The sequence below is a fragment of the Pseudomonas moraviensis genome, from assembly GCF_900105805.1.
Taxonomy (GTDB): domain Bacteria; phylum Pseudomonadota; class Gammaproteobacteria; order Pseudomonadales; family Pseudomonadaceae; genus Aquipseudomonas; species Aquipseudomonas moraviensis_A.
Window position 1 is genome coordinate 3288825 of record NZ_LT629788.1, and the last position, 20902, is coordinate 3309726.

22 protein-coding genes and 1 tRNA gene are annotated in these 20902 nt (G+C 60.5%); 8 read left to right on the plus strand and 15 right to left on the minus strand.

Annotation, left to right across the window (positions count from 1 at the left end):
* Nucleotides 1–86: 86 nt before the first annotated feature.
* The 5 genes from BLU71_RS14590 to dapA form a co-directional block, all read right to left on the minus strand.
* Nucleotides 87–176, minus strand: a tRNA-Ser gene (locus tag BLU71_RS14590).
* A gap of 84 nt (nucleotides 177–260) precedes the next feature.
* The gene (gene purC / locus BLU71_RS14595; RefSeq protein WP_016771262.1) at nucleotides 261–974 is read right to left on the minus strand and encodes a phosphoribosylaminoimidazolesuccinocarboxamide synthase; all 714 of its coding nucleotides are present in this window, start codon (nucleotides 972–974) and stop codon (nucleotides 261–263) included.
* Between the two features lie 28 nt (nucleotides 975–1002).
* On the minus strand, nucleotides 1003–1764 hold the full coding sequence (locus tag BLU71_RS14600) for an MBL fold metallo-hydrolase (protein WP_042607414.1): 762 nt from the start codon (nucleotides 1762–1764) through the stop codon (nucleotides 1003–1005).
* 6 nt (nucleotides 1765–1770) lie between these two features.
* Nucleotides 1771–2886: an outer membrane protein assembly factor BamC gene (bamC, locus tag BLU71_RS14605; RefSeq protein WP_083353368.1), complete on the minus strand. Its 1116-nt coding sequence runs from the start codon at nucleotides 2884–2886 to the stop codon at nucleotides 1771–1773.
* A 17-nt stretch (nucleotides 2887–2903) separates the two neighbouring features.
* Nucleotides 2904–3782, minus strand: a complete 879-nt coding sequence (gene dapA / locus BLU71_RS14610) for a 4-hydroxy-tetrahydrodipicolinate synthase (RefSeq protein ID WP_083353369.1) — start codon at nucleotides 3780–3782, stop codon at nucleotides 2904–2906.
* Nucleotides 3783–4110: 328 nt separating this feature from the next.
* On the opposite strand from dapA, the gene BLU71_RS14620 reads away from it, so the two are divergent.
* A complete protein-coding gene (locus tag BLU71_RS14620) occupies nucleotides 4111–4671 on the plus strand; it encodes a glycine cleavage system protein R (RefSeq protein ID WP_042607411.1) in 561 nt (186 codons plus the stop codon).
* 10 nt (nucleotides 4672–4681) lie between these two features.
* The gene (locus BLU71_RS14625) at nucleotides 4682–5155 is read left to right on the plus strand and encodes a peroxiredoxin (protein ID WP_039760907.1); all 474 of its coding nucleotides are present in this window, start codon (nucleotides 4682–4684) and stop codon (nucleotides 5153–5155) included.
* 121 nt (nucleotides 5156–5276) lie between these two features.
* Here BLU71_RS14625 and BLU71_RS14630 read toward each other — a convergent pair whose 3' ends face one another.
* Nucleotides 5277–6347 (minus strand): AI-2E family transporter, encoded by a 1071-nt coding sequence (locus tag BLU71_RS14630; protein ID WP_041478862.1) that lies wholly within the window; start codon nucleotides 6345–6347, stop codon nucleotides 5277–5279.
* A 32-nt stretch (nucleotides 6348–6379) separates the two neighbouring features.
* Nucleotides 6380–6619 (minus strand): sulfurtransferase TusA family protein, encoded by a 240-nt coding sequence (locus BLU71_RS14635; protein WP_042608134.1) that lies wholly within the window; start codon nucleotides 6617–6619, stop codon nucleotides 6380–6382.
* Nucleotides 6620–6716: 97 nt separating this feature from the next.
* On the opposite strand from BLU71_RS14635, the gene BLU71_RS14640 reads away from it, so the two are divergent.
* The gene (locus tag BLU71_RS14640; protein WP_042608135.1) at nucleotides 6717–8150 is read left to right on the plus strand and encodes a M48 family metalloprotease; all 1434 of its coding nucleotides are present in this window, start codon (nucleotides 6717–6719) and stop codon (nucleotides 8148–8150) included.
* A gap of 78 nt (nucleotides 8151–8228) precedes the next feature.
* Here BLU71_RS14640 and BLU71_RS14645 read toward each other — a convergent pair whose 3' ends face one another.
* The 4 genes from BLU71_RS14645 to rpoE all read right to left on the minus strand — a co-directional run bounded on the left by BLU71_RS14645 (nucleotide 8229) and on the right by rpoE (nucleotide 12044).
* On the minus strand, nucleotides 8229–9662 hold the full coding sequence (locus BLU71_RS14645) for a DegQ family serine endoprotease (protein ID WP_042608136.1): 1434 nt from the start codon (nucleotides 9660–9662) through the stop codon (nucleotides 8229–8231).
* A 208-nt stretch (nucleotides 9663–9870) separates the two neighbouring features.
* Nucleotides 9871–10836, minus strand: coding sequence for a MucB/RseB C-terminal domain-containing protein (locus BLU71_RS14650; RefSeq protein ID WP_065615194.1), 966 nt, complete (start codon nucleotides 10834–10836; stop codon nucleotides 9871–9873).
* 8 nt (nucleotides 10837–10844) lie between these two features.
* Complete coding sequence (locus BLU71_RS14655; protein WP_008077804.1) at nucleotides 10845–11432, minus strand: sigma-E factor negative regulatory protein; 588 nt, start codon at nucleotides 11430–11432, stop codon at nucleotides 10845–10847.
* Between the two features lie 30 nt (nucleotides 11433–11462).
* Nucleotides 11463–12044, minus strand: a complete 582-nt coding sequence (gene rpoE, locus BLU71_RS14660; protein WP_003172477.1) for an RNA polymerase sigma factor RpoE — start codon at nucleotides 12042–12044, stop codon at nucleotides 11463–11465.
* A 557-nt stretch (nucleotides 12045–12601) separates the two neighbouring features.
* On the opposite strand from rpoE, the gene nadB reads away from it, so the two are divergent.
* The gene (nadB, locus tag BLU71_RS14665; RefSeq protein ID WP_064362580.1) at nucleotides 12602–14218 is read left to right on the plus strand and encodes an L-aspartate oxidase; all 1617 of its coding nucleotides are present in this window, start codon (nucleotides 12602–12604) and stop codon (nucleotides 14216–14218) included.
* On the opposite strand, the gene BLU71_RS14670 is transcribed toward nadB, so the two are convergent.
* Both BLU71_RS14670 and BLU71_RS14675 read right to left on the minus strand, forming a co-directional pair.
* The gene (locus BLU71_RS14670; protein ID WP_083353370.1) at nucleotides 14187–14639 is read right to left on the minus strand and encodes a protein YgfX; all 453 of its coding nucleotides are present in this window, start codon (nucleotides 14637–14639) and stop codon (nucleotides 14187–14189) included. The genes nadB and BLU71_RS14670 overlap by 32 nt on opposite strands.
* Nucleotides 14623–14877, minus strand: a complete 255-nt coding sequence (locus BLU71_RS14675) for a succinate dehydrogenase assembly factor 2 (protein WP_007911418.1) — start codon at nucleotides 14875–14877, stop codon at nucleotides 14623–14625. Before BLU71_RS14675 ends, BLU71_RS14670 begins: the two co-directional genes overlap by 17 nt.
* A gap of 150 nt (nucleotides 14878–15027) precedes the next feature.
* Between BLU71_RS14675 and BLU71_RS14680 the strand changes: the two genes are divergently transcribed.
* Both BLU71_RS14680 and BLU71_RS14685 read left to right on the plus strand, forming a co-directional pair.
* A complete protein-coding gene (locus BLU71_RS14680) occupies nucleotides 15028–15969 on the plus strand; it encodes a YgfZ/GcvT domain-containing protein (protein ID WP_083353371.1) in 942 nt (313 codons plus the stop codon).
* Between the two features lie 34 nt (nucleotides 15970–16003).
* Nucleotides 16004–16825 carry an HDOD domain-containing protein gene (locus BLU71_RS14685; protein WP_042608142.1) on the plus strand — a complete coding sequence of 274 codons (822 nt, stop codon included), beginning with the start codon at nucleotides 16004–16006 and terminating at the stop codon, nucleotides 16823–16825.
* 86 nt (nucleotides 16826–16911) lie between these two features.
* Here BLU71_RS14685 and BLU71_RS14690 read toward each other — a convergent pair whose 3' ends face one another.
* Nucleotides 16912–18297 carry a sensor histidine kinase gene (locus BLU71_RS14690; protein ID WP_083353372.1) on the minus strand — a complete coding sequence of 462 codons (1386 nt, stop codon included), beginning with the start codon at nucleotides 18295–18297 and terminating at the stop codon, nucleotides 16912–16914.
* Nucleotides 18290–18961: a response regulator gene (locus tag BLU71_RS14695; RefSeq protein WP_034153139.1), complete on the minus strand. Its 672-nt coding sequence runs from the start codon at nucleotides 18959–18961 to the stop codon at nucleotides 18290–18292. The genes BLU71_RS14690 and BLU71_RS14695 overlap by 8 nt, the downstream gene beginning before the upstream one ends.
* Before the next feature lie 448 nt (nucleotides 18962–19409).
* Here BLU71_RS14695 and BLU71_RS14700 point away from each other — a divergent pair, with 448 nt between their 5' ends.
* Nucleotides 19410–20387 carry a Bug family tripartite tricarboxylate transporter substrate binding protein gene (locus BLU71_RS14700; protein ID WP_042608144.1) on the plus strand — a complete coding sequence of 326 codons (978 nt, stop codon included), beginning with the start codon at nucleotides 19410–19412 and terminating at the stop codon, nucleotides 20385–20387.
* 56 nt (nucleotides 20388–20443) lie between these two features.
* Nucleotides 20444–20902: a tripartite tricarboxylate transporter TctB family protein gene (locus BLU71_RS14705; RefSeq protein ID WP_039760883.1), complete on the plus strand. Its 459-nt coding sequence runs from the start codon at nucleotides 20444–20446 to the stop codon at nucleotides 20900–20902.

Genomic DNA, 20902 nt, shown 5'->3' on the forward strand with positions numbered 1-20902 from the left:
CCCGAAAAGCGTCGCGAACAAAACGCCAGAAACGAAAAAGCCCCCGTAATCAGCAATGATTACGGGGGCTTTGTCTTGTTCAATAATGGCGGAGAGATAGGGATTCGAACCCTAGGTACCGGTGAAGGTACAACGGATTTCGAATCCGTCCCATTCGGCCACTCTGGCATCTCTCCAACGGCGCGCATCATAACAACACTTTCGTTGGTTGCGAACCCCCCAAACGAAATTTTTTCCGTGCTATCAGATGCTTGCGTCGATTAAAGCGGTACGCCCAGACGAGCGGCGACTTCTTCGTAGGCTTCGATGACGTCACCGAGGCCCTGACGGAAGCGGTCCTTGTCCATCTTCTTCTTGGTGTCCTTGTCCCACAGACGGCAGCCGTCCGGGCTGAACTCGTCGCCGAGGACGATGGAGCCGTCGCTGAACACGCCGAATTCAAGCTTGAAGTCGACCAGCAGCAGGCCGGCGTCGTCGAACAGTTTGCTCAGGACTTCGTTGACCTTGAGCGACAGTTCCTTCATGCGCGCCAGTTGCTCGGCGGTGCCCCAACCGAACGCCACGACGTGGGATTCGTTGATGAACGGGTCGCCTTTGGCGTCGTCCTTGAGGAACAGTTCGAAGGTGTACGGGTTGAGCTTCATGCCCTCCTCGACGCCCAGACGCTTGACCAGGCTGCCGGCAGCGTAGTTACGCACGACGCATTCGACCGGGATCATGTCGAGCTTCTTCACCAGGCATTCGTTGTCGCCCAGCAGTTTGTCGAACTGGGTCGGTACGCCGGCCGCTTCGAGTTTCTGCATGATGAAGGCGTTGAACTTGTTGTTCACCATACCTTTGCGATCGAGCTGTTCGATGCGCTTGCCGTCGAACGCCGAAGTGTCGTTGCGAAACAGCAGGATCAAGCGGTCAGCGTCGTCGGTCTTGTAAACCGATTTGGCTTTGCCGCGGTAGAGTTCTTCACGTTTTTCCATGATGGGCTCCGCTTGCTAAGTAGGTGGGCTAGGCGATGTGGCGCCAGTCGAGCCCTGAATCTTGATCGGCCAGTTGCAGCCAGTCCGGGTCGCACCCGAGGGTGTCGACAAAACATTGCCGGGCCAGCTGCGGCAGGTTGTTCTTGCTGCTCAGATGGGCCAGGACCAGGTGTTGCAAGCCCTGCCAGCCCAACTCGGCCACCAGGAATGCCGCCTGATGGTTGTTCAGATGTCCGCGTTCGCCGCCCACCCGCTGCTTGAGAAAGTACGGGTAGTGACCACGGGCGAGCATGTCGCGGCAATGGTTCGACTCGATCATCAATGCATCGAGGTCCCGGTAGCCATCCAGCACCCGCTCACAAAACGATCCCAGGTCGGTCAGCAGGCCGAAGCGCCGCTGTTCCTGATCGCTGAAGACGTACTGGGTCGGCTCCTGCGCGTCATGGGCCACGGCAATGACCCCGACGTTCAGTGCGCCGATCTGCATCTGCTCGCCGCCGGCCAGAAAGCCTGCCGGTTCAAGCGGTTTGCGCATCCCGCGCAGCGTGCCGCGACTGAGGTACACCGGCAGATTGTAGCGCCGAGACAGCAAACCCACGCCATGCACGTGGTCGGCATGTTCGTGGGTCACGAGTATCGCGCTCAGTTGCGCCGGGTGCACACCCAGGCGCAACAGACGTCTTTCGGTTTCCCGCAGGGAAAAACCACAATCCACCAGCACGTACGTATCGGCACTGGCGATCAGCGTGCCGTTCCCTTGGCTACCGCTGCCGAGAACGGCAAAACGCATATCGGATCAGCCCAGGTTGTCCTGAATCACGCTCAGCACTTTACGCGCGACATCGGCCGGCGCGACGGTGTTGATGTTCTTTTCGACGGTGACCTGGATGTTCTCGCCCACCTTGCTCAGGCGAACCTGATAACGCTCGGCGCGGGCTTCGACTTCTTCCTTGCTCGGCGCGCTGCCGAACAGGCCGCTGAAGAAGCCAGGCTTGTCGTCTTTGTTCTCGGCTTTTTCGGCCAGGTTGATGTAGTACAGGCCCAGGCTGCGGTTGATGTCTTCAACGCGCCATTCGCCCTGTTCCAGCGCACGGCCGACGCTCGACCAGGCGCGGTCCAGATCGGTACCGACGTTCAACACCGGGTTGCCGCTGCCGTCTTCGCTGAGGCTGACGCGGCTCGGTGCATCGAAATCACGCGAGGCCAGCATCGACACCGAACCACCCTTCTCGGAGGTGCGGCTCATGCTCGCGAGCATGTCGTCGACCAGCGCAGCGTCCAGGCCAGTGTTGACCGAACGGTTGGTGAAAGCCACGTCGGCCGTGCTGCCGGCAGGACGCTCGGCGCTGACCACGTAGATTTCACTGGTGTTGCGCTGCACGCCCGGCTCGATGCGTACACGCACGCGGGTTTCGCTGTCGCTGGCGATACCGGCCGCGCTCAGGCGCTTGGCCATCGAAGCGGACAGTTCGTCGGAGTGCTGCCAGGTGGTAGTGAACTCACCGGTTTGCGGGCGCTGTTCATCCAGACGGAAACCGTTGTCCTGGAAGAACTGCAGCGCCACTGGCCAGACTTCGGCCGGTGGATGCTGCGCCACGACCCAGCGCGAATCACCGCTTTTCTGCAGCGAGTAATCGGTGGCATCAGCAACCGCCGAAAGCGGCTGAGGACGCGGAACCACGTATTCGCCGGTCGCGGTGTCGTCGGCCACGTTGCGCGGGATCGGCAACAGCGGATCGAGACGCTTGGCAGTGCTCACATCCGTTGGCAATTGCATCGGTGCAGTCTGTTGCGCTTGCAGGTAATCGCTTCCACGGTCGCGGAAATAACCTTCCGGCCCCCAGACCCATCCGCAGCCACTGGTGCTGGAGATAATCAAGGCAAGTGCGGAAAGTCCGGCCATTCGCTTCATGCGTTGTACTTCCTCAATTAAACCAGGACGCTGCACTGGCGCAGGGCCGAGCGCAGCGTTTCATGACAAGGAGTGCTCAGCCAGGTCAGTGGCAGGCGGATGCCTTCGTGCATCAGGCCCATTTCGACCAAAGCCCACTTCACCGGAATCGGGTTGGCTTCGATGAACAGGTCCTTGTGCAGCGGCATCAGTTTTTCGTTGATTGCGCGTGCGGTGTCGGCGTCGCCTTTCAGCGCGGCCTCGCACAGGTCAGCCATTTCGCGCGGGGCGACGTTGGCGGTGACCGAGATGTTGCCCTTACCGCCGAGCAGGATCAGCTCGACTGCGGTCGGATCATCGCCGGACAACACGATGAAATCCTTGCTCACGCCATCGATGATCGCCTTGGCGCGTTTCAGATCGCCGGTGGCTTCCTTGATGCCGATGATGTTCGGCACGCTGGACAGGCGAATCACGGTCTCGGCCTGCATGTCGCAGGAGGTGCGGCCGGGAACGTTGTAGAGAATCTGCGGAATGTCGACCGCTTCAGCGATGTGCTTGAAGTGCTGGTACAGACCTTCCTGGGTCGGCTTGTTGTAATAAGGAACCACCAGCAGGCAGGCATCGGCGCCGGCGGCCTTGGCGTTGCGGGTCAGTTCGACGGCTTCGCGGGTCGAGTTGGCGCCGGTGCCGGCGATGACCGGAATGCGCCCGGCAACCTGTTTGACCACGGCTTTGATGACGGCGATGTGCTCTTCTACATCAAGGGTGGCCGACTCGCCGGTAGTCCCGACGGCGACGATGGCATGGGTGCCGTTCTTGAGGTGGAAGTCCACGAGTTTGCTGAGGCTGTCCCAGTCAAGACGCCCTTGTGCATCCATGGGAGTGACCAGTGCCACCATACTGCCCGCAATCATGAAACCGCTCCTGCCGGAAAAAGAGAGCGGTAATGGTACTGGCGCCAAGATGCTTGCACAAGCGAAGTACTGCGCCGCCGCCATTCCCCTTGGCGCCGCTTTTCGCTACCCTTCAGACTTTGATCGGTACAGATCAGCTTGTACGCCGGGTTCCAGCCTCCCTTTTCGGCCTCCCAGGCCCCGTTCCTGCGTCGCATCGACGCGCTCCCGCACAGTGGAGCGAGCCGCGAGCGCAGGCCGGGTCTCTTTATACGGACCGCCAGAACAGGCACTCCCGACCAGCAACGCCCGTCAACCTACCGACCGCTCATCGCTTTAGGAATGCTGCATGTCCACCCCCACAGTTCGCGAACAATTCCTTGTCATCAGTGCCCTCGGCGCCAACCCCATGGAGCTGACCAACGTCCTGTGCCGCGCCAGCCATGAAAACCGCTGCGCCGTCGTCACCTCCCGCCTGACCCGCCACGGCGAGTGCAGCGCCCTGGTGCTGGAAGTTTCCGGTAGCTGGGACGCCCTGGCGCGCCTCGAAGGCAGCCTGCCGCTGCTGGCCAAGCGTCATGCGTTCACCGTCAACGTGGTGCGCAGCGCGGCGCTGGAAAATCGTCCGCAGGCCCTGCCTTACGTGGCCTACGTCAGCTCGGCCTATCGCCCGGACATCATCAATGAGCTGTGCCAGTTCTTCATGGACCACAACGTCGAACTGGAAAACCTCACCTGCGACACCTACCAGGCGCCCCAGACCGGCGGCACCATGCTCAACGCCACGTTCACCGTGACTCTGCCGGCCGGCACCCAGATCAGTTGGCTGCGCGATCAGTTCCTCGACTTCGCCGACGCAATGAACCTGGATGCCCTGATCGAGCCCTGGCGCCCACAAAACCCAATGTAAGGAAGCTTTCATGGCCGTTGTCATCGACCAACCGGTTGCGGATTTCACCGCGCCTGCGACCAGCGGGCAGACCGTCAGCCTGTCCGAACTCAAGGGCAAGCAAGTGGTGATCTACTTCTACCCGAAGGACAGCACCCCGGGCTGCACCACTCAGGGCCAGGGCTTTCGTGATCAATATGCGGCTTTCAAGGCTGCCAACACCGAAGTCTTCGGCATTTCCCGCGACAGTTTGAAGTCGCACGAAAACTTCAAAGGCAAACAGCAATTCCCCTTCGAGCTGATCAGCGACAAGGACGAGGCGGTTTGCCAGTTGTTCGACGTGATCAAGCTGAAGAAGCTGTATGGCAAGGAATACCTGGGCGTTGATCGCAGCACGTTCCTGATTGATAAGGACGGCGTGCTGCGTCAGGAATGGCGTGGCGTGAAAGTCCCGGGGCATGTTGATGCCGTGCTGGCGGCAGCTGAAGCTCTGAATAAAGCCTGATGTTTCTGTTGCGTCTTTGAAGACGCCTTCGCGAGCAGGCTCGCTCCCACAGTTGGAATGCAATCAACTGTGGGAGCGAGCCTGCTCGCGAATAGCCTCTCTGCAAAATCCGGATCAACCGCTAAAGCAACGGCGCCACCACCGGTTCCTTGCGCGGCCATGCATCCAGCACAGCCTTGAACAGCGTCGCCAGCGGGATCGCAAAGAACACACCCCAGAATCCCCACAACCCGCCAAACAACAACACCGCACAGATAATCGCCACCGGATGCAGGTTGACCGCTTCCGAGAACAACAGCGGCACCAGCACGTTGCCGTCCAGCGTCTGAATGATTCCGTAGACCGCCATCAGATAAATGAACTGATCGCTCCAGCCCCACTGGAACAGCGCAATCAGCAGCACCGGCACGGTCACCACTACGGCGCCGACATACGGCACCACCACCGACAAGCCGACCAGCAACGCCAGCAGTGCCGCATAGTTCAGACCCAGGGCGATAAAAGCGATGTAGGTCACGCCGCCGCAAATCACGATCTCGATGCCTTTGCCACGAATGTAATTGGCGATCTGCCGGTTCATTTCCTGCGCTACGCGGGTGATCAACGCGCGCTCGCGGGGCAGATAGCCGCGCACCCACTCGCCGATCATCGCCCGATCCTTCAGGAAGAAAAACACCAGAATCGGCACCAGCACCAGGTAGATCATGATGTTCACCAGCAGCGGCAGACTCGACAGCGAGAACGTCAGCGCCCACTGGCCGAACTTGCCGATCTCGCCCCGCGCCGCTTCGATCGCTTGCAAGACTTGCTCGTCGGACACCAGATGCGGATAGCGCTCCGGCAATAGAAGCAGCAACGACTGCCACTTGGCGAGCATGCCTGGCAGTTCGTTGAACAGCGTGATCAACTGGTGCCACAACAGCGGCAGAACCACGACGATAAACAGCATCAGCGCGCCCATGAACAGCGCGAACACCAGCCCCACCGCCACGCCGCCGGGCACGCGCAGCCGCTCGAGTGTCACCACCAGGCCTTGCATCAGATACGCCAGCACCATGCCGGCGAGCACCGGGGCGAGCATGCCACCGAGGGTGAGCACGGCGGTGAAGGCGAGAACCAGCAGCACCGCCAGTACCACGGCTTCTTCATCGGAGAAGTAGCGCTGAATCCAGTCGCGTAACACTTTGAACATCAATAATCCCTTCGATTGTTAACGCGGTCGCTTCAGGCTTTCTTCAACCAGTAACGGTAGATCCCGGCCTCGTCCTCTTCACGCAGCAGCGCATGACCGGCCAGTTTGGCAAAGGTACGGAAGTCGCGCTGCGAACCGGCGTCCGTGGCGATCACCTTGAGCACGGCACCACTTGGCAGTTTATTGAGTTCCATTTTTGCCTTGAGCAACGGCAACGGACAGTTCAGGCCACTGGCGTCCAGTTCCACGTCATGGTCTACAGCGTCAGTCATTGCGTCACTCCGTTCGGGTTATCGAGCTGCCTAGAATATCTGGTCGCGGCTTCGGTGTCCGGCTACAGTAAGGTCTTTGTCCTTCAAGGCTTTGTGCATGACTTTTCTGCGCCCTACCCTGCTGACGCTCGCTTGCCTGCTCGCCTCACCAGGCTTTGCCGACGATCTGCCGTCACTTGGCGACGCCAGTTCTGCCATCGTCTCGCCGCAACAGGAATACCAGCTCGGCCGCGCCTGGCTGGCCATGCTGCGCAGTCAGGTTTCCCAGCTCAACGATCCACAGCTCAAGGATTACGTTGAATCCAGCGTGTACAAGCTCGTCGAGACCAGCCAGGTCTCCGACCGACGCCTGGAATTCATTCTGATCAACAGCCCGCAACTCAACGCCTTCGCCGCACCGGGCGGCGTGGTCGGGGTCAACGGCGGCCTGTTCCTCAACGCCCAGACCGAAGGCGAATACGCCTCGGTGCTCGCTCACGAATTGGCGCACTTGTCGCAACGTCACTTTGCTCGCGGAGTGGAAGCCTCACAACGCATGCAGGTGCCGATGATGGCCGCGCTGCTGGCCGGCATTGTCATTGCGGCGGCCGGTGGTGGGGATGCCGGCATCGCTACCATCGCCGGCACCCAGGCAGCGGCATTGCAGGAACAACGGCGCTTCTCGCGGCAGAATGAACAGGAAGCCGACCGCATCGGCATTCTCAACCTGGAGAAGGCAGGTTACGACCCGCGCTCGATGCCGACCATGTTCGAACGCCTGATGCGCCAGTACCGCTTCGACGCCAAGCCGCCGGAATTCCTGCTGACTCACCCGGTTACCGAATCGCGGATCGCCGACACCCGCAACCGCGCCGAACAGGCGAAACCGGGCGGCATCGAAGACAGCATGCGCTACCAGTTGATCCGCGCGCGGGTGCAGTTGATCTACGAGGAAACCCCGGGGCTGGGTGCCAAGCGTTTCCGCGCCCTGCTTGATGAGAATCCGAAAAACGATGTCGCCCGTTACGGCCTGGCCATCGCCCAGATCAAGGGTGGCCAACTCAACGAAGCACGGGAGAACCTCAAGCAGTTGTTGACCAAATCGCCGAACGAGATCATCTACAACCTCGCGCAGGTCGATCTGGACATCACCAACAATCGTCTGCCCGATGCGCAGTCGCGAGTCGACCGCATGCTCACGCAATACCCGGGCAACTATCCGCTGAACCAGGTGCGCGTCGATCTGCTGCTGAAACAGAATCGCGCCGCCGATGCCGAGAAGGCGCTCGACAGTCTGCTCAAGTCACGCCCGGATGATCCGGACGTCTGGTATCAGGTTGCCGAAACCCGCGGCCTGTCGGGCAACATCATCGGCCTGCATCAGGCGCGGGCCGAATACTTTGCGCTGGTCGGCGACTATCGGCAGGCCATTCAGCAACTGGACTTCGCCAAGCGCAAGGCCGGCAGCAACTTCCCGCTGTCCTCGCGCATCGATGCCCGCCAGCGCGAGCTGATGGAGCAGGAGCGCATGGTCAAGGACATGATGGGCTGAGTCTTCCCGCAAGACATAAAGTGCAGACACAAAAAAACCGCCTATTTCGAGGCGGTTTCTTTTTACCCTGTTGCGGGCTTATTCAGCCAGTTTGAAGGTGATGAAGCTGGCACGACCCTGACGCAGTACGCGCATCGACACCGACCGGTTCTTCGGCAACGCCTTGGCGATGTCGGTGAACTCCTTCGCCGAGCCAATGGCCTGGTTGTTCAGGTGGGTGATCACGTCACCCGGCTGCAGACCGATCAGGGCCGCAGGACCGTCCTGCACTTCCTTGATTACCACACCACCTTTGAGGTCGTAGGTTTTCTTCTGCTCGGCGGTCAATTCACCGACCGCAACACCGAGGCGGTTGCTGCTGCTTTCAGCGCCGGACTTCGGCAACGCGTTCAGCTCTTTGTCTTCGTCCGGGATCGCGCCGACAGTCAACTCGACGTTCTTGCGCTTGCCTTCACGAATCACTTCCAGATTGGCCTTGGCGCCAGCCTTCAGCGCGCCGACCAGATGCGGCAGATCAGCCGACATGACGATCGGCTGACCGTTCATGCTCAGGATCACGTCGCCAACCTGCAGGCCGCCCTTGGCCGCAGGGCCGTCATCCTGGATCTGCGCAACAAGGGCGCCGGCCGGCTTGTCCAGACCGAACGACTCGGCCAGATCCTTGTTCACTTCCTGAATGACCACGCCCAGCCAGCCGCGGCTGACTTTGCCACCACTCTTGAGCTGGTTGGAAACGTCCATCGCCACGTCGATCGGGATCGCGAACGACACACCCATGAATCCGCCGGAGCGGGTGTAGATCTGCGAGTTGATGCCGACCACTTCACCGTTCAGGTTGAACAGCGGACCACCGGAGTTGCCCGGGTTGATCGGCACGTCGGTCTGAATGAATGGCACATAGTTTTCGTTTGGCAGGCTGCGGCCGACGGCGCTGACGATGCCTTGGGTCACGGTGTGGTCAAAGCCGAACGGCGAACCGATCGCGACGACCCACTGGCCGGCTTTCAGGTCCTGGGATTTGCCGAGTTTGAGCACCGGCAGATCCTTGCCTTCGATTTTCAGCAATGCCACGTCGGAACGTGGATCGGTGCCGATCAGCTTGGCCTTCATCTCACTGCGGTCAGCCAGCCGGACGAGGATTTCGTCGGCATCGGCGATCACGTGGTTGTTGGTGAGAATGTAGCCATCCGGCGAAATGATGAAACCCGAGCCCAACGATTGCGCTTCACGCTGGCGCCCGTCGCCACGTGGCGAGCGCTGCTGAGGCGGCATGCCGCGCTCGAAGAATTCGCGCAACATCGGTGGCAGGCCTTCCAGATCCGGCATCTGCTGATTGACGCGGCGGTCCGGCAGTTTCTGCGTGGTACTGATGTTCACCACCGCTGGCGAAGCTTGTTCGACCAACTGGGTGAAATCAGGCAGATCGGCCGCTTGCGCAGCAGGGACCGCCTGACCGAGCAACAGCACAGTGGCGAAGATGGAAAGGTAAGACTTCAAACTAGGTATCGACATACAGCTCCCGTTACGACGAGCAGGGTTAAGCGATATGGAGCAAAGGAACACCGGAAACCACAGACCGGCATTTTTGTTCCGGGAACAACAAACAAGGCCAGAGCCGTGAGGCTCTGACCTATAAAAAATTTTCAGGGGTTTTGCAAATGAAAATGCTCAGCAAACATTTCGACGTCTCGACGACGAAGTGGAAATGACTGAAATCAGCTCACTGCTTGCTGGTCGCAGCGCCATCGTTGTTACGCATCGATAGAGCGATTCGTTCGGCAGTACCAATGGGGATTTCGCCCACCACCGTGACCATCATTTCACCTTGCGGCGTGGTCAGGCGACGCGATACCGCGACGGTCGGACCCAACTGAGTGCGGGTGTCGGTGACGGTTGCACCGTTCAACGGCTCAAGAAACACCGAGAACCGCGCCAGGCCATCGTCGTACATCAGGCTGCTGACCTGGGTCTTGGTCTGCGCATCCTTGTGCGAACTGCTGCTGGTCAGCTCGAAGCCTGGCGGCAGCCAGTCCGAACGCCAGTTCTGCACGGTCTTCGCTGCGGAAGCCTTGTCATTGCCGATATTGATCGGCTTGCAATCGGCGTCTGCCAGCAATTCTTTGTCAGAAGGGATTTCATCAGTGTCGAGACTGGTGAACTGGAAACGTTCGAGCAACTGACCTTTATCGTTCAACAGCAACGACTTGAGCGGCAGCGCGGTTTTCTTGTCCAGATGCAGTTCGAAACCGTAACGGTGCTGATCACGAGGGGTCAGCGACACGATCACCGCGTCACGGCCGGCAACGCGCGACTTGCCGATAACCGCTAGGTCATACCAGTTCTTCAGCTTTTTGGGATCCAGCGCACGGGCGGCAGCGTTGGGTGAATCACCCAATCCCGCAATCAGGGTGCCGCTGACGCATTGAGTACGGCCATCAATGCGCACGACTTCCTGAGCCGAGCCGTCGAGCTGCAACAGCCGCTCGCGGACCTGACCATTCTGGACACGATGCCAGATGTTGTGCGTGGAAAAACTGCCGTTGCGCTCGTAAACGAAAGTACCGTTGAAGCTTTGCTGCTGCTCGGCCTGGCCCAGACGGGTCAACCAGTCCTGGGCCTCATCAGCGTGGGCTGGAACAACGAACCAGCCACTGAGCAGAAGCGAAAGTAGAGGGATGGCGCGCATGATCCTCCTTAACGGTTTTCCAGGCTTGCAGCACGTGCGTATGGCAGCGCGCTTTCAGTTCCCTTGAGTGCAGCCTGCTGAGCGTGCTGACGCAGATAGCCTGGCAGACGCTGATCATGCCAGCCTGGCTGACCTTGCAGAACGCCATTGGCCATCGGGCCAGTCGCTTCCGAGCTTTCGCTGTAACCAGCCAGAACTGCCGGACCCTTGACCTGTGGAGTGGCCAGAGTTGGCTGATTCGACTGCTGCGCCAATTCGACGCCAGCGATTTCGTCCTGGTTGTACAGGCGAACACCGGCCAGTACGGCCACGGTCACCGAAGCGGCAACAGCGAGGCGACCCAGGTTACGCCATGGGCTGCGGGATACTTTGGCCGGAGCCGTTTCGTCTTCCAGCGCAGCAGACACTGCCGCAGCGATATCCAGACGCGGAAGCAGCAGATCCTTGTGCATGGCTGCCCGAGCGATCTGGTAACGAGCCCAGGTCTCACGGGTATCAACATCATCCAGTGCGCTGAGCACTCGACGCAATTCCAGTTCGTCCGCTTCGTTATCCATCACTGCGGACAGCGATTCCTGCAGGGCTTCACGACTCATGGCGTTCCTCTCTTGGCTGTCGCCGCTGTCTCAGTTTTCCTGCAACAACGGTTGCAGGGCTTTGTCGATGGCCTCCCGAGCGCGGAAAATCCGGGAGCGCACGGTACCCACCGGACACTGCATGACGCTCGCAATGTCCTCGTAACTCAGACCATCGAATTCACGTAAAGTTAAAGCCGTACGCAAATCCTCTGGCAGTTGCTGGATGGTCCGATGGACAGTGCCTTCGATCTCATCCCGCAGCAACGCACGTTCAGGTGATTCGAGATCCTTGAGGCCGTGATCGCCATCGTAGAACTCTGCATCCTCCGAACTTACATCGCTATCCGGCGGCCGACGGCCGCGGGAAACCAGGTAGTTCTTCGCCGTGTTAATGGCAATACGGTACAGCCACGTATAAAACGCACTGTCACCGCGGAAATTTCCAAGTGCCCGATACGCCTTGATAAAGGCTTCCTGAGCAACGTCCTGGGCTTCATGGGTGTCGTGCACAAAACGCACGATCAACCCGAGAATTTTGTGCTGATATTTCAGCACCAGCAGATCGAAAGCTCGCTTGTCGCCACGCTGAACGCGTTCGACCAGCTGCTGATCCTCTTCCTGGGTTAGCATGAACACTCCTCGATAAGCCCGGAGGAGACTTGCATTACTAAACGACCAGACTTGCAAACATAGACTCGGGCTTTTCGCAAAAGTTCTCCCCCTCCAAGCAAGTTTCCTGCGGGCTCTGATTTGGCACGCACGAAAAACGCAGCGCGGGATAAACCGGCTGCGCGAATAATCTTGTTATCGGTTTCGCCGGCAGGAATCCAAACGCAGATTCCGCACTGAAGCCGACACTGTCCGTGGTTTCTGGCACCGTCTATTGATCTTGGGCCTTTGGCAAAAGTTCCAATTATTTATAGCCGGACCCACCTGACATTGCGCAACCGTGGGCGGAAAAGTCTGTTTCAGCGCCGATACAGGTGTCTTTTCCCACACACTGGGAAAAAATCTTCCGACGAAGCACAGCGCTTTTTACCCCGCTGTAGTCTCACAATGCCATCTGGGCCCGGCTATTGTGCCGTCCAACCCCTCTATATACTAGTGGGCTGTGTGGCTGTCTTGACTCGCCGATCCAGCTGTCTTGCGCCAACCCCGATCCGGGTCGCTTTGAGCGGAATCCTGAAATGAGCCAACAGTTCCAACACGATGTTCTGGTGATTGGCAGCGGTGCTGCCGGTTTGAGTCTCGCGCTGACCTTGCCCGGTCATCTGCGCATTGCCGTATTGAGCAAGGGCGATCTCGCCAACGGCTCGACCTTTTGGGCTCAAGGTGGGGTCGCCGCCGTGCTCGACGACACTGACACTGTCGAATCCCACGTCGACGACACCCTTAATGCCGGCGGCGGTTTGTGCCACGAAGATGCCGTGCGCTTCACCGTCGAGCACAGCCGCGAAGCCATTCAATGGCTGATCGACCAGGGCGTGCCGTTTACCCGTGACGAAAAGTCCGGCACCGAGGATGGCGGTTTCGAATTTCACCTGACCCGCGAAGGCGGCCACAGCCATCGGCGGATCATCCACGCGGCCGACGCCACCGGCGCTGCGATCTTCAAGACCTTGTTGGCCCGGGCCAAAGAGCGCGCGAACATCGAATTGCTGGAACAGCGTGTCGCCGTCGATCTGATCACCGAGCGCCGTCTGGGCCTGCAAGGCGAGCGGTGTCTCGGCGCCTATGTGCTGAACCGCGCCACCGGCGAAGTCGATACTTACGGCGCACGCTTCGTGATCCTCGCCTCGGGCGGCGCCGCCAAAGTCTACCTTTATACCAGCAACCCGGACGGCGCCTGCGGTGACGGCATCGCCATGGCCTGGCGCTCCGGCTGCCGGGTGGCCAATCTGGAATTCAACCAGTTCCACCCGACCTGCCTCTATCACCCGCAAGCCAAAAGCTTCCTGATCACCGAAGCCCTGCGTGGCGAAGGTGCGCATTTGAAGCTGCCCAACGGCGAGCGCTTCATGCACCGCTTCGACAAACGCGCCGAGCTGGCGCCGCGTGACATCGTCGCGCGGGCCATCGACCATGAAATGAAGCGCCTGGGCATCGACTGCGTTTATCTCGACATCAGTCACAAGCCCGAATCGTTCGTCAAAAGCCACTTCCCGACTGTTTATGAGCGCTGCCTGGGCTTCGGCATCGACATCACCAGTCAACCGATCCCGGTGGTTCCCGCAGCGCACTACACCTGTGGCGGTGTGATGGTTGATCAGCACGGTCGCACCGACGTGCCCGGACTCTACGCCATCGGCGAAACCAGCTTCACCGGTCTGCACGGCGCCAACCGCATGGCCAGCAACTCGCTTCTGGAATGCTTCGTCTATGCCCGTTCGGCAGCGACAGACATTCTCGCGCAGCTGGATGATGTCGCGGCGCCGAGCGCCCTGCCCGTCTGGGACGCCAGCCAGGTCACCGACTCGGACGAAGACGTGATCATCGCGCACAACTGGGACGAATTGCGTCGATTCATGTGGGACTACGTCGGCATCGTGCGCACCAACAAGCGCCTGCAACGGGCACAGCATCGGGTGCGCTTGCTACTGGACGAGATCGACGAGTTCTACAGCAACTATAAAGTCAGCCGTGACCTGATCGAGCTGCGCAATCTGGCGCAGGTGGCCGAGTTGATGATCAGCTCGGCCATGGAACGCAAGGAAAGTCGCGGCCTGCATTACACCCTCGACTACCCGGACCTGCTGCCGGAAGCGCTCGACACTATTCTGGTGCCGCCCACCTACGCCGGCTGAACTTGAGCCGCACTCGCAGGCGTCGGTGCAGATCCGCCGCCTGCGAATCCCGTGGCACGCAGATCGATCTGACCCGCCATTCCCCGCGCAAGCGAAAACGCAGCACCACGATCAGCGGCAGCGCCAGGCTGTCCGGTCGTAACTGCGCGGCCTGCCAACCGCACGCCCGATTCCAGACCTGCCAGCCATCGCCGTCGCGTCGCAATCCGCAAAATGCATTCGGGTGACTCAGCAGAATCTGCCGGGGCATCACCCAAAAGCCATGCAACAGACAGCCGGAAACACCGGCCAGACTGGCCCACAGCGGAATCGACAGTAGACACAACGAGCCCACGGCGAACGCCTGGGCCAACAGATACGCCGCCAGCAACTGCCGTGAGGCATGCCAGCGGCATTCGAACGTATTACTTGGGCTGAACACGATCCAGGATCATCCGGACCATGCGTTGCAGCTCAGGGTCTTCCGACTCGCTGCGCTCCATGAACCAGCCGAACATGTCCTGATCCTCACAGGTCAGCAAACGCACGTAGAGATCGCGATCCACCTGATTCAACGTTGCGTAAACCTCCTGCACGAACGGCACCAGCAACACGTCAAGCTCAAGCATCCCGCGACGGCTGTGCCAAAAGAGGCGATTCAGTTCAACTTGTTCGACCATGGAGCCCTCCTCGAATTTGCCGGGCAGTATACAGCCCCGGCGCGGCCCGCACAGTCGGCTTTGGTCGGGCACCCTTGATCCTTTATCAACTACCCATTTCAACCCTGCCCCCTTATGATGTGCCCCAGTCTATTTACCCTGCGATGACCCATGGCCGATTCTGCTTTTTTCTGCACCCTGTCTCATGAAGGCGTACTCGCGGTTCGCGGTGCGGACGCCGGAAAATTTCTGCAAGGCCAGTTGACCTGCAATATCAATTACCTGAGTGACACCCGCGCCAGCCTCGGCGCCCGCTGCACGCAGAAAGGCCGGATGCAGTCGAGCTTCCGTATCCTGCTGGAAGGTGACGGCGTGGTGATGGCGATGGCCAGCGAGCTGCTCGAACCACAACTGGCCGACCTGAAAAAATACGCGGTGTTCTCCAAATCGAAACTGACCGATGAAAGCGCCGCCTGGGTGCGCTTCGGCCTGGAGCATGGCGACGCAGCCTTGACCAGCCTCGGTCTGGCACTGCCGGCCGAAACCGATAGCGTCGTGCGCCACGAAAGCCTGATTGCGATTCGCGTCTCGCCCGAGCGCGCCGAACTCTGGGTGCCCGCCGTCCAGGCGCAGAACATCCAGAGCCAATTGTCCTCGACGCTGCCCGAGGGCGATCTGAATCAATGGCTGCTCGGCCAGATCCGCGCCGGTATCGGTCAGGTCATGCCAAGCACCCGCGAGCTGTTCATCCCGCAGATGCTCAATCTGCAGGCGGTCGGCGGCGTGAGTTTCAAGAAAGGCTGCTACACCGGCCAGGAAATCGTTGCGCGCATGCAGTACCTGGGCAAGCTCAAACGTCGCCTGTATCGCTTGCGCCTTGACACGGCTGAGCTGCCGGAGCCCGGCACTCAGTTGTTTGCCCCAAGCCACAACAGCTCGATCGGCGAAGTGGTGCTGGCGGCCAATGCCGAGGGAAACATTGAACTCCTGGCCGTGTTGCAGGCCGAAGCTGCCGAAGCCGGTGACTTGCATCTGGGCGCCCTCGAAGGCCCCGCGCTGCATCTGCTCGACCTGCCTTACGAACTGGATCGCGACCGCGAAATCCAGCGCTGATCGCAGCATTGTTGCGACACCCTAGAGAGTCCAAATGAGCGAACTGGCGGAAAAGGTCCAACAGGATTTGGTTGCGGCCATCGATAACGATGACCTGGTTCTGCCAACGTTGCCGGAAGTGGCCCTGCAAATCCGCAAGGCCGCCGAGGATCCGGAAATCAGCGTCAGCGATCTGAGCAAAGTCATCGGCCGTGACACTGCGCTGTCGGCGCGCCTGATCAAAGTGGTCAACAGCCCGCTGCTACGCGCCGCGCAGGAAGTCACTGACCTGCACACCGCCATCACCCGCCTGGGCATCAACTACAGCAGCAACCTGGCGATCGGTCTGGTCATGGAGCAGATCTTCAACGCCCGCTCCGAAGTGGTCGAACAGAAGATGCGCGAAGTCTGGCGCAGCAGCCTGGAGATCGCCGGTGTGAGTTATGCGCTGTGTCGTCGTCACACTCAGCTCAAGCCGGATCAGGCGGCGCTCGGCGGCCTGGTGCATCAGATTGGTGTGTTGCCGATTTTGACCTACGCCGAAGACCACAACGAGTTGCTCTCGGATGCGGTCAGCCTCACTCATGTGATCGAGCAGATTCATCCATTGCTGGGCGAGAAGTTGCTGCGGGTCTGGGAGTTTCCCGAACGGCTGGTGCAACTGCCATTGCTGTACGAGGACTTTCAGCGCGACTCGGCCAAAATCGATTACGTCGATTTGGTGCAAGTAGCGAACCTGTATTGCCGCAAGGGTACCGACCATCCTTTCGCGCGGATTGATCCGCTGAGTGTTCCGGCGTTCAGAAAGCTGGGGATTGATCCGGAGAACAAGCAGTTTTGCGCGGATCTGGAAGAGTCGCGGTCGATGTTTTACTGATCAGGGACCGAGGCGTACCCTCACCTGGAATGCAATCCCATGTAGGAGTGAGCCTGCTCGCGAAAAGGCCCGTGCAGACACCACGATCACCCAGCGATAAAACTCACCCGCACCTTCAACCCCGCCTGCTCACCGTCATGCAAGGTGATCTGCGCCAGATGCGCCCGGCAGATCTCGCCGACAATCGCCAGGCCCAGGCCTGATCCGGCGACCTGCTGATTACGCCGGTAAAACCGCTCGAACACGCGATCGCGCTCTTCCTGCGGAATGCCTGGCCCGTCGTCTTCAACCTCAAGCACTGCCGGTGCCGTCACCCGCAAGATCACATTGCCACCCTGCGGGGTATGCGCCAGTGCGTTATCGACCAGATTGCTCAACAGTTCGTTAAGCAAGGTCGGTTCGCCACGCAGCCACACCGGCTCATCCGCCTCCAAGGCCAGCGCTACGCCGCGCTTGTGCGCCAGAGGCGCCATGGCCATACCCAGCTCGCGCGCCAATTGGCTCAGATCGAGCAGTTGCGCGCCGCCCTCGGCGATCGCCCGCGCACCGTTTTCGACGCGGGCCAGCGACAGCAGCTGATTGGCCAGATGCGTCAGGCGATCGGTGCTTTGTGCGGATGACTCGAGGGTTGTGCGCCAGGTCTCCGGCTCGTTTGAACGCAGGCCCAATTCCAGCCGAGCTTTCAGCGCCGCCAGCGGCGTAAGCAATTCGTGGGCAGCATCGGCGATGAACTGCGCTTGTCGCTCGAACTGGCCGCGCAGGCGCTCGGTGAAATGGTTGAGCGCGCGAACCAATGGCCCGAGTTCATGCTGGACTTCCACCAGCGGCAGAGGCCGCAAGTCGTCGGGCTGGCGCTCTTCGACGGCGGTGCGCAAGCGCTCCAGCGGACGCAATGCCGCACTGACCGCAAACCACACCAGCAACAATGCACCCACGGCCAGCATGCCCAGGCGCAGCAAGGTATCCGCCGCCAGACTGCGCGCCATGCTGACCCGCGCTTCGTCGGTTTCGGCCACGCGAATCTCCGCCATGCCATTCATGTTCGGCTCACTCACGGCTTTGAGCAGGCTGACCACGCGTACGTTCTGGCCGTTGTACTTGGCGTTATAGAAGCGGGCGAGCGCCGGATAGCTGTGCGTGCGCGGCGTGCCGGGCGGTGGCCCGGGCAGATTCTCGTAGCCGGAAATCAGCTTCTGGTGGATGTCGTTGACCTGATAATAGATGCGCCCGGCGCTGTCGTAGGCGAAGGTGTCCAGTGCCACGTAAGGCACGTCGGCGCTGAGGCTGCCATCGCGCTGCGACAACCCGGCCGCAATGGTCCGCGCCGAGGCCAGCAGTGTGCGGTCATACGCGGTGTCGGCGGCTTCGCGACCATTCCAGTAAGCGCTCAAGCCACTGGCGAGCATCAGCACCACCAGCAACCATCCGAGGTTCCACAGCAACCGCCAGCGCAGGCTGCTGGGCTTATGCATCGCGGCTTTCCAGCAGGTAGCCGAGGCCGCGGAAAGTCACGATGGCCACGGGCTGGCCGTCGAGCTTCTTGCGCAAGCGGTGCACGTAGATTTCGATCGCGTCGGGGCTGGCTTCTTCGTCGAGGCCGAATACCTGGGCGGCGAGCTGCTCCTTGCTCATCACTCGCCCCGGCCGCGCGATCAGCGCTTCGAGAACGGCTTGCTCGCGCGACGTCAGGGTCAGCAATTCTTCGCCGAGGGTGAAGCGCCGGGTGTCGAGGTCATAGGCCAGCACGCCACAGCGCTGCTGACGCTCGCCGCCCAGGACACTGCGGCGCAGCAAGGCTTTGACCCGCGCTTCCAGTTCCGTCAGTTCAAACGGCTTGGCCAGATAATCGTCAGCACCGAGATTGAGGCCATGTACGCGGTCCTTCACATCACTGCGCGCCGTCAGCATCAGGACGGGCAGGTTCTTGCCGCGGGCACGCAGACGGGCCAGTACCTCGAAACCGTCCATGCGAGGCAGGCCGACGTCGAGAATCGCCACGGCGTATTCCTCACTGCCGAGCGCCAGGTCGGCAGCCACGCCATCGTGCAACACATCCACGGTCAGACCGGTGCTCTTGAGCGCCTGAGCCACGCTTTCGGCCAGTTGCAGATGGTCTTCGACGAGCAGGACACGCATGGATTGTTACCTCGTTCAGGGTCGGCCGACGCCGCGCTTTGCCGCGGAGTTTACAGCCGCAACCGCCGCTGTGAAGCCTGAAAACCGTGAAAGGCAACTGAAAGGTTGCTGAAAGGTTAGCCGGTTAGAGTCGGCCCACGGACAGTTTCGACTGTCGCCGCTGCTGCCACACAGCGCAACGCAAAACGCCACGACGCGTTTTCGACCAATAAGAACAATAATCGGAGTACCCCGCATGTCGTACATGCACACCCGGGCTTTCTCACAGGCCGACACACTTCGCTGCAACCCCGCCCTCGCCGGTTTTTCCGCGACGGGCTACGCCGTTTTTCCTTCCGATATTCCAGTCAATGCGTCCGCGCAACGAACACCTGCGCCCGCTGCTGAGCAAAGCGTTGCCCTTTGGTAATTCTGCACGTCCATAACAACAACTCCCAAGGAGACTCAGATGAACTTATCACTGCGTAAAGTTGCGCTCGCCGCTGGCGCGATGCTGTTTGCCGGGCAACTGCTGGCCGAACCAAAACGGCCTGAATGCATCGCCCCCGCCTCCCCCGGCGGTGGTTTCGACCTGACCTGCAAACTGGTGCAGAGCGCACTGGTCAACCAGAAGCTGCTGAGCAAGCCGATGCGCGTGACCTACATGCCCGGCGGTGTCGGTGCGGTCGCGTACAACGCAGTAGTTGCGCAACGTCCGGCGGATGCCGGCACGCTGGTAGCCTGGTCGAGCGGTTCGCTGTTGAACCTGGCTCAGGGCAAGTTCGGTCGCTTCGATGAGACCAACGTGCGCTGGCTCGCGGCGGTCGGCACCAGCTATGGCGCCATCGCGGTGAAAAGCGATTCGCCCTACAAGACCCTCGACGATCTCGTGCAGGCCTTGAAGAAAGATCCAGGCTCGGTGGTCATTGGCTCCGGCGGCACCGTCGGCAGCCAGGACTGGATGCAAACTGCATTGATCGCCAAGGCCGCCGGGATCAATCCCCGTGAGCTGCGTTACGTGGCACTCGAAGGCGGCGGCGAAATCGCCACTGCTCTGCTCGGCGGTCACATCCAGGTTGGCAGTACCGATATCTCCGACTCCATGCCGCACATCCAGAGCGGTGACATGCGCCTGCTCGCGGTGTTCGCCGACAAGCGTCTCGACGAGCCGGAAATGAAAGACATCCCGACCGCCCGCGAGCAGGGCTACGACATCGTCTGGCCGGTGGTGCGCGGCTTCTACCTCGGGCCGAAAGTCAGCGACGAAGACTACGCCTGGTGGAAAGACGCGTTCGACAAACTGCTGGCCTCCGACGAGTTCGCCACCCTGCGCGATCAGCGTGAACTGTTCCCGTTCGCCATGACTGGCGCGGAACTGGACACCTATGTGAAGAAGCAGGTAGCCGACTACAAAGTGCTGGCCAAAGAGTTCGGCCTGATCCAGTGATCGTCTCTGTCTAGTGGCCGCGCTCCCCGCTTCGGGGGCGCGGCACAGGAGTTCTCATGCTTATTCAACGCATTTTCGCCTCGGTGTTGCTGCTGGTTTGCGCCGGTCTGGCACTGATGGCGTGGCCGTACCAGGCGGCTTTTTCCTACGAACCGGTCGGCCCGCGCGCCTTCCCGCTGCTGATGCTTGGCCTGATGGGCCTGGCGCTGCTGTACATGGTGTTCCGCCCGGCGCCGATCAAACACAGTGAAGACGAGCCGCCGCTGGACCGCGAAACCCTGACCAAGATTGCAATCTGCGTCGCACTGTTGCTGGTGTTCGCCGGCCTGTTCGAACCGCTGGGTTTCATCCTCAGCAGCATCGTGATCGGCATTCCGATGGCGCGCCTGTACGGCGGGCGCTGGGTGCCGAGCATCGTCGTCACCACGCTGATGGCCATTGGTCTGTACCTGTTGTTCGATCGGGTGATGGAAGTCCCGCTGCCCCTTGGCCTGCTCGACGTGCTGGAGAACTGA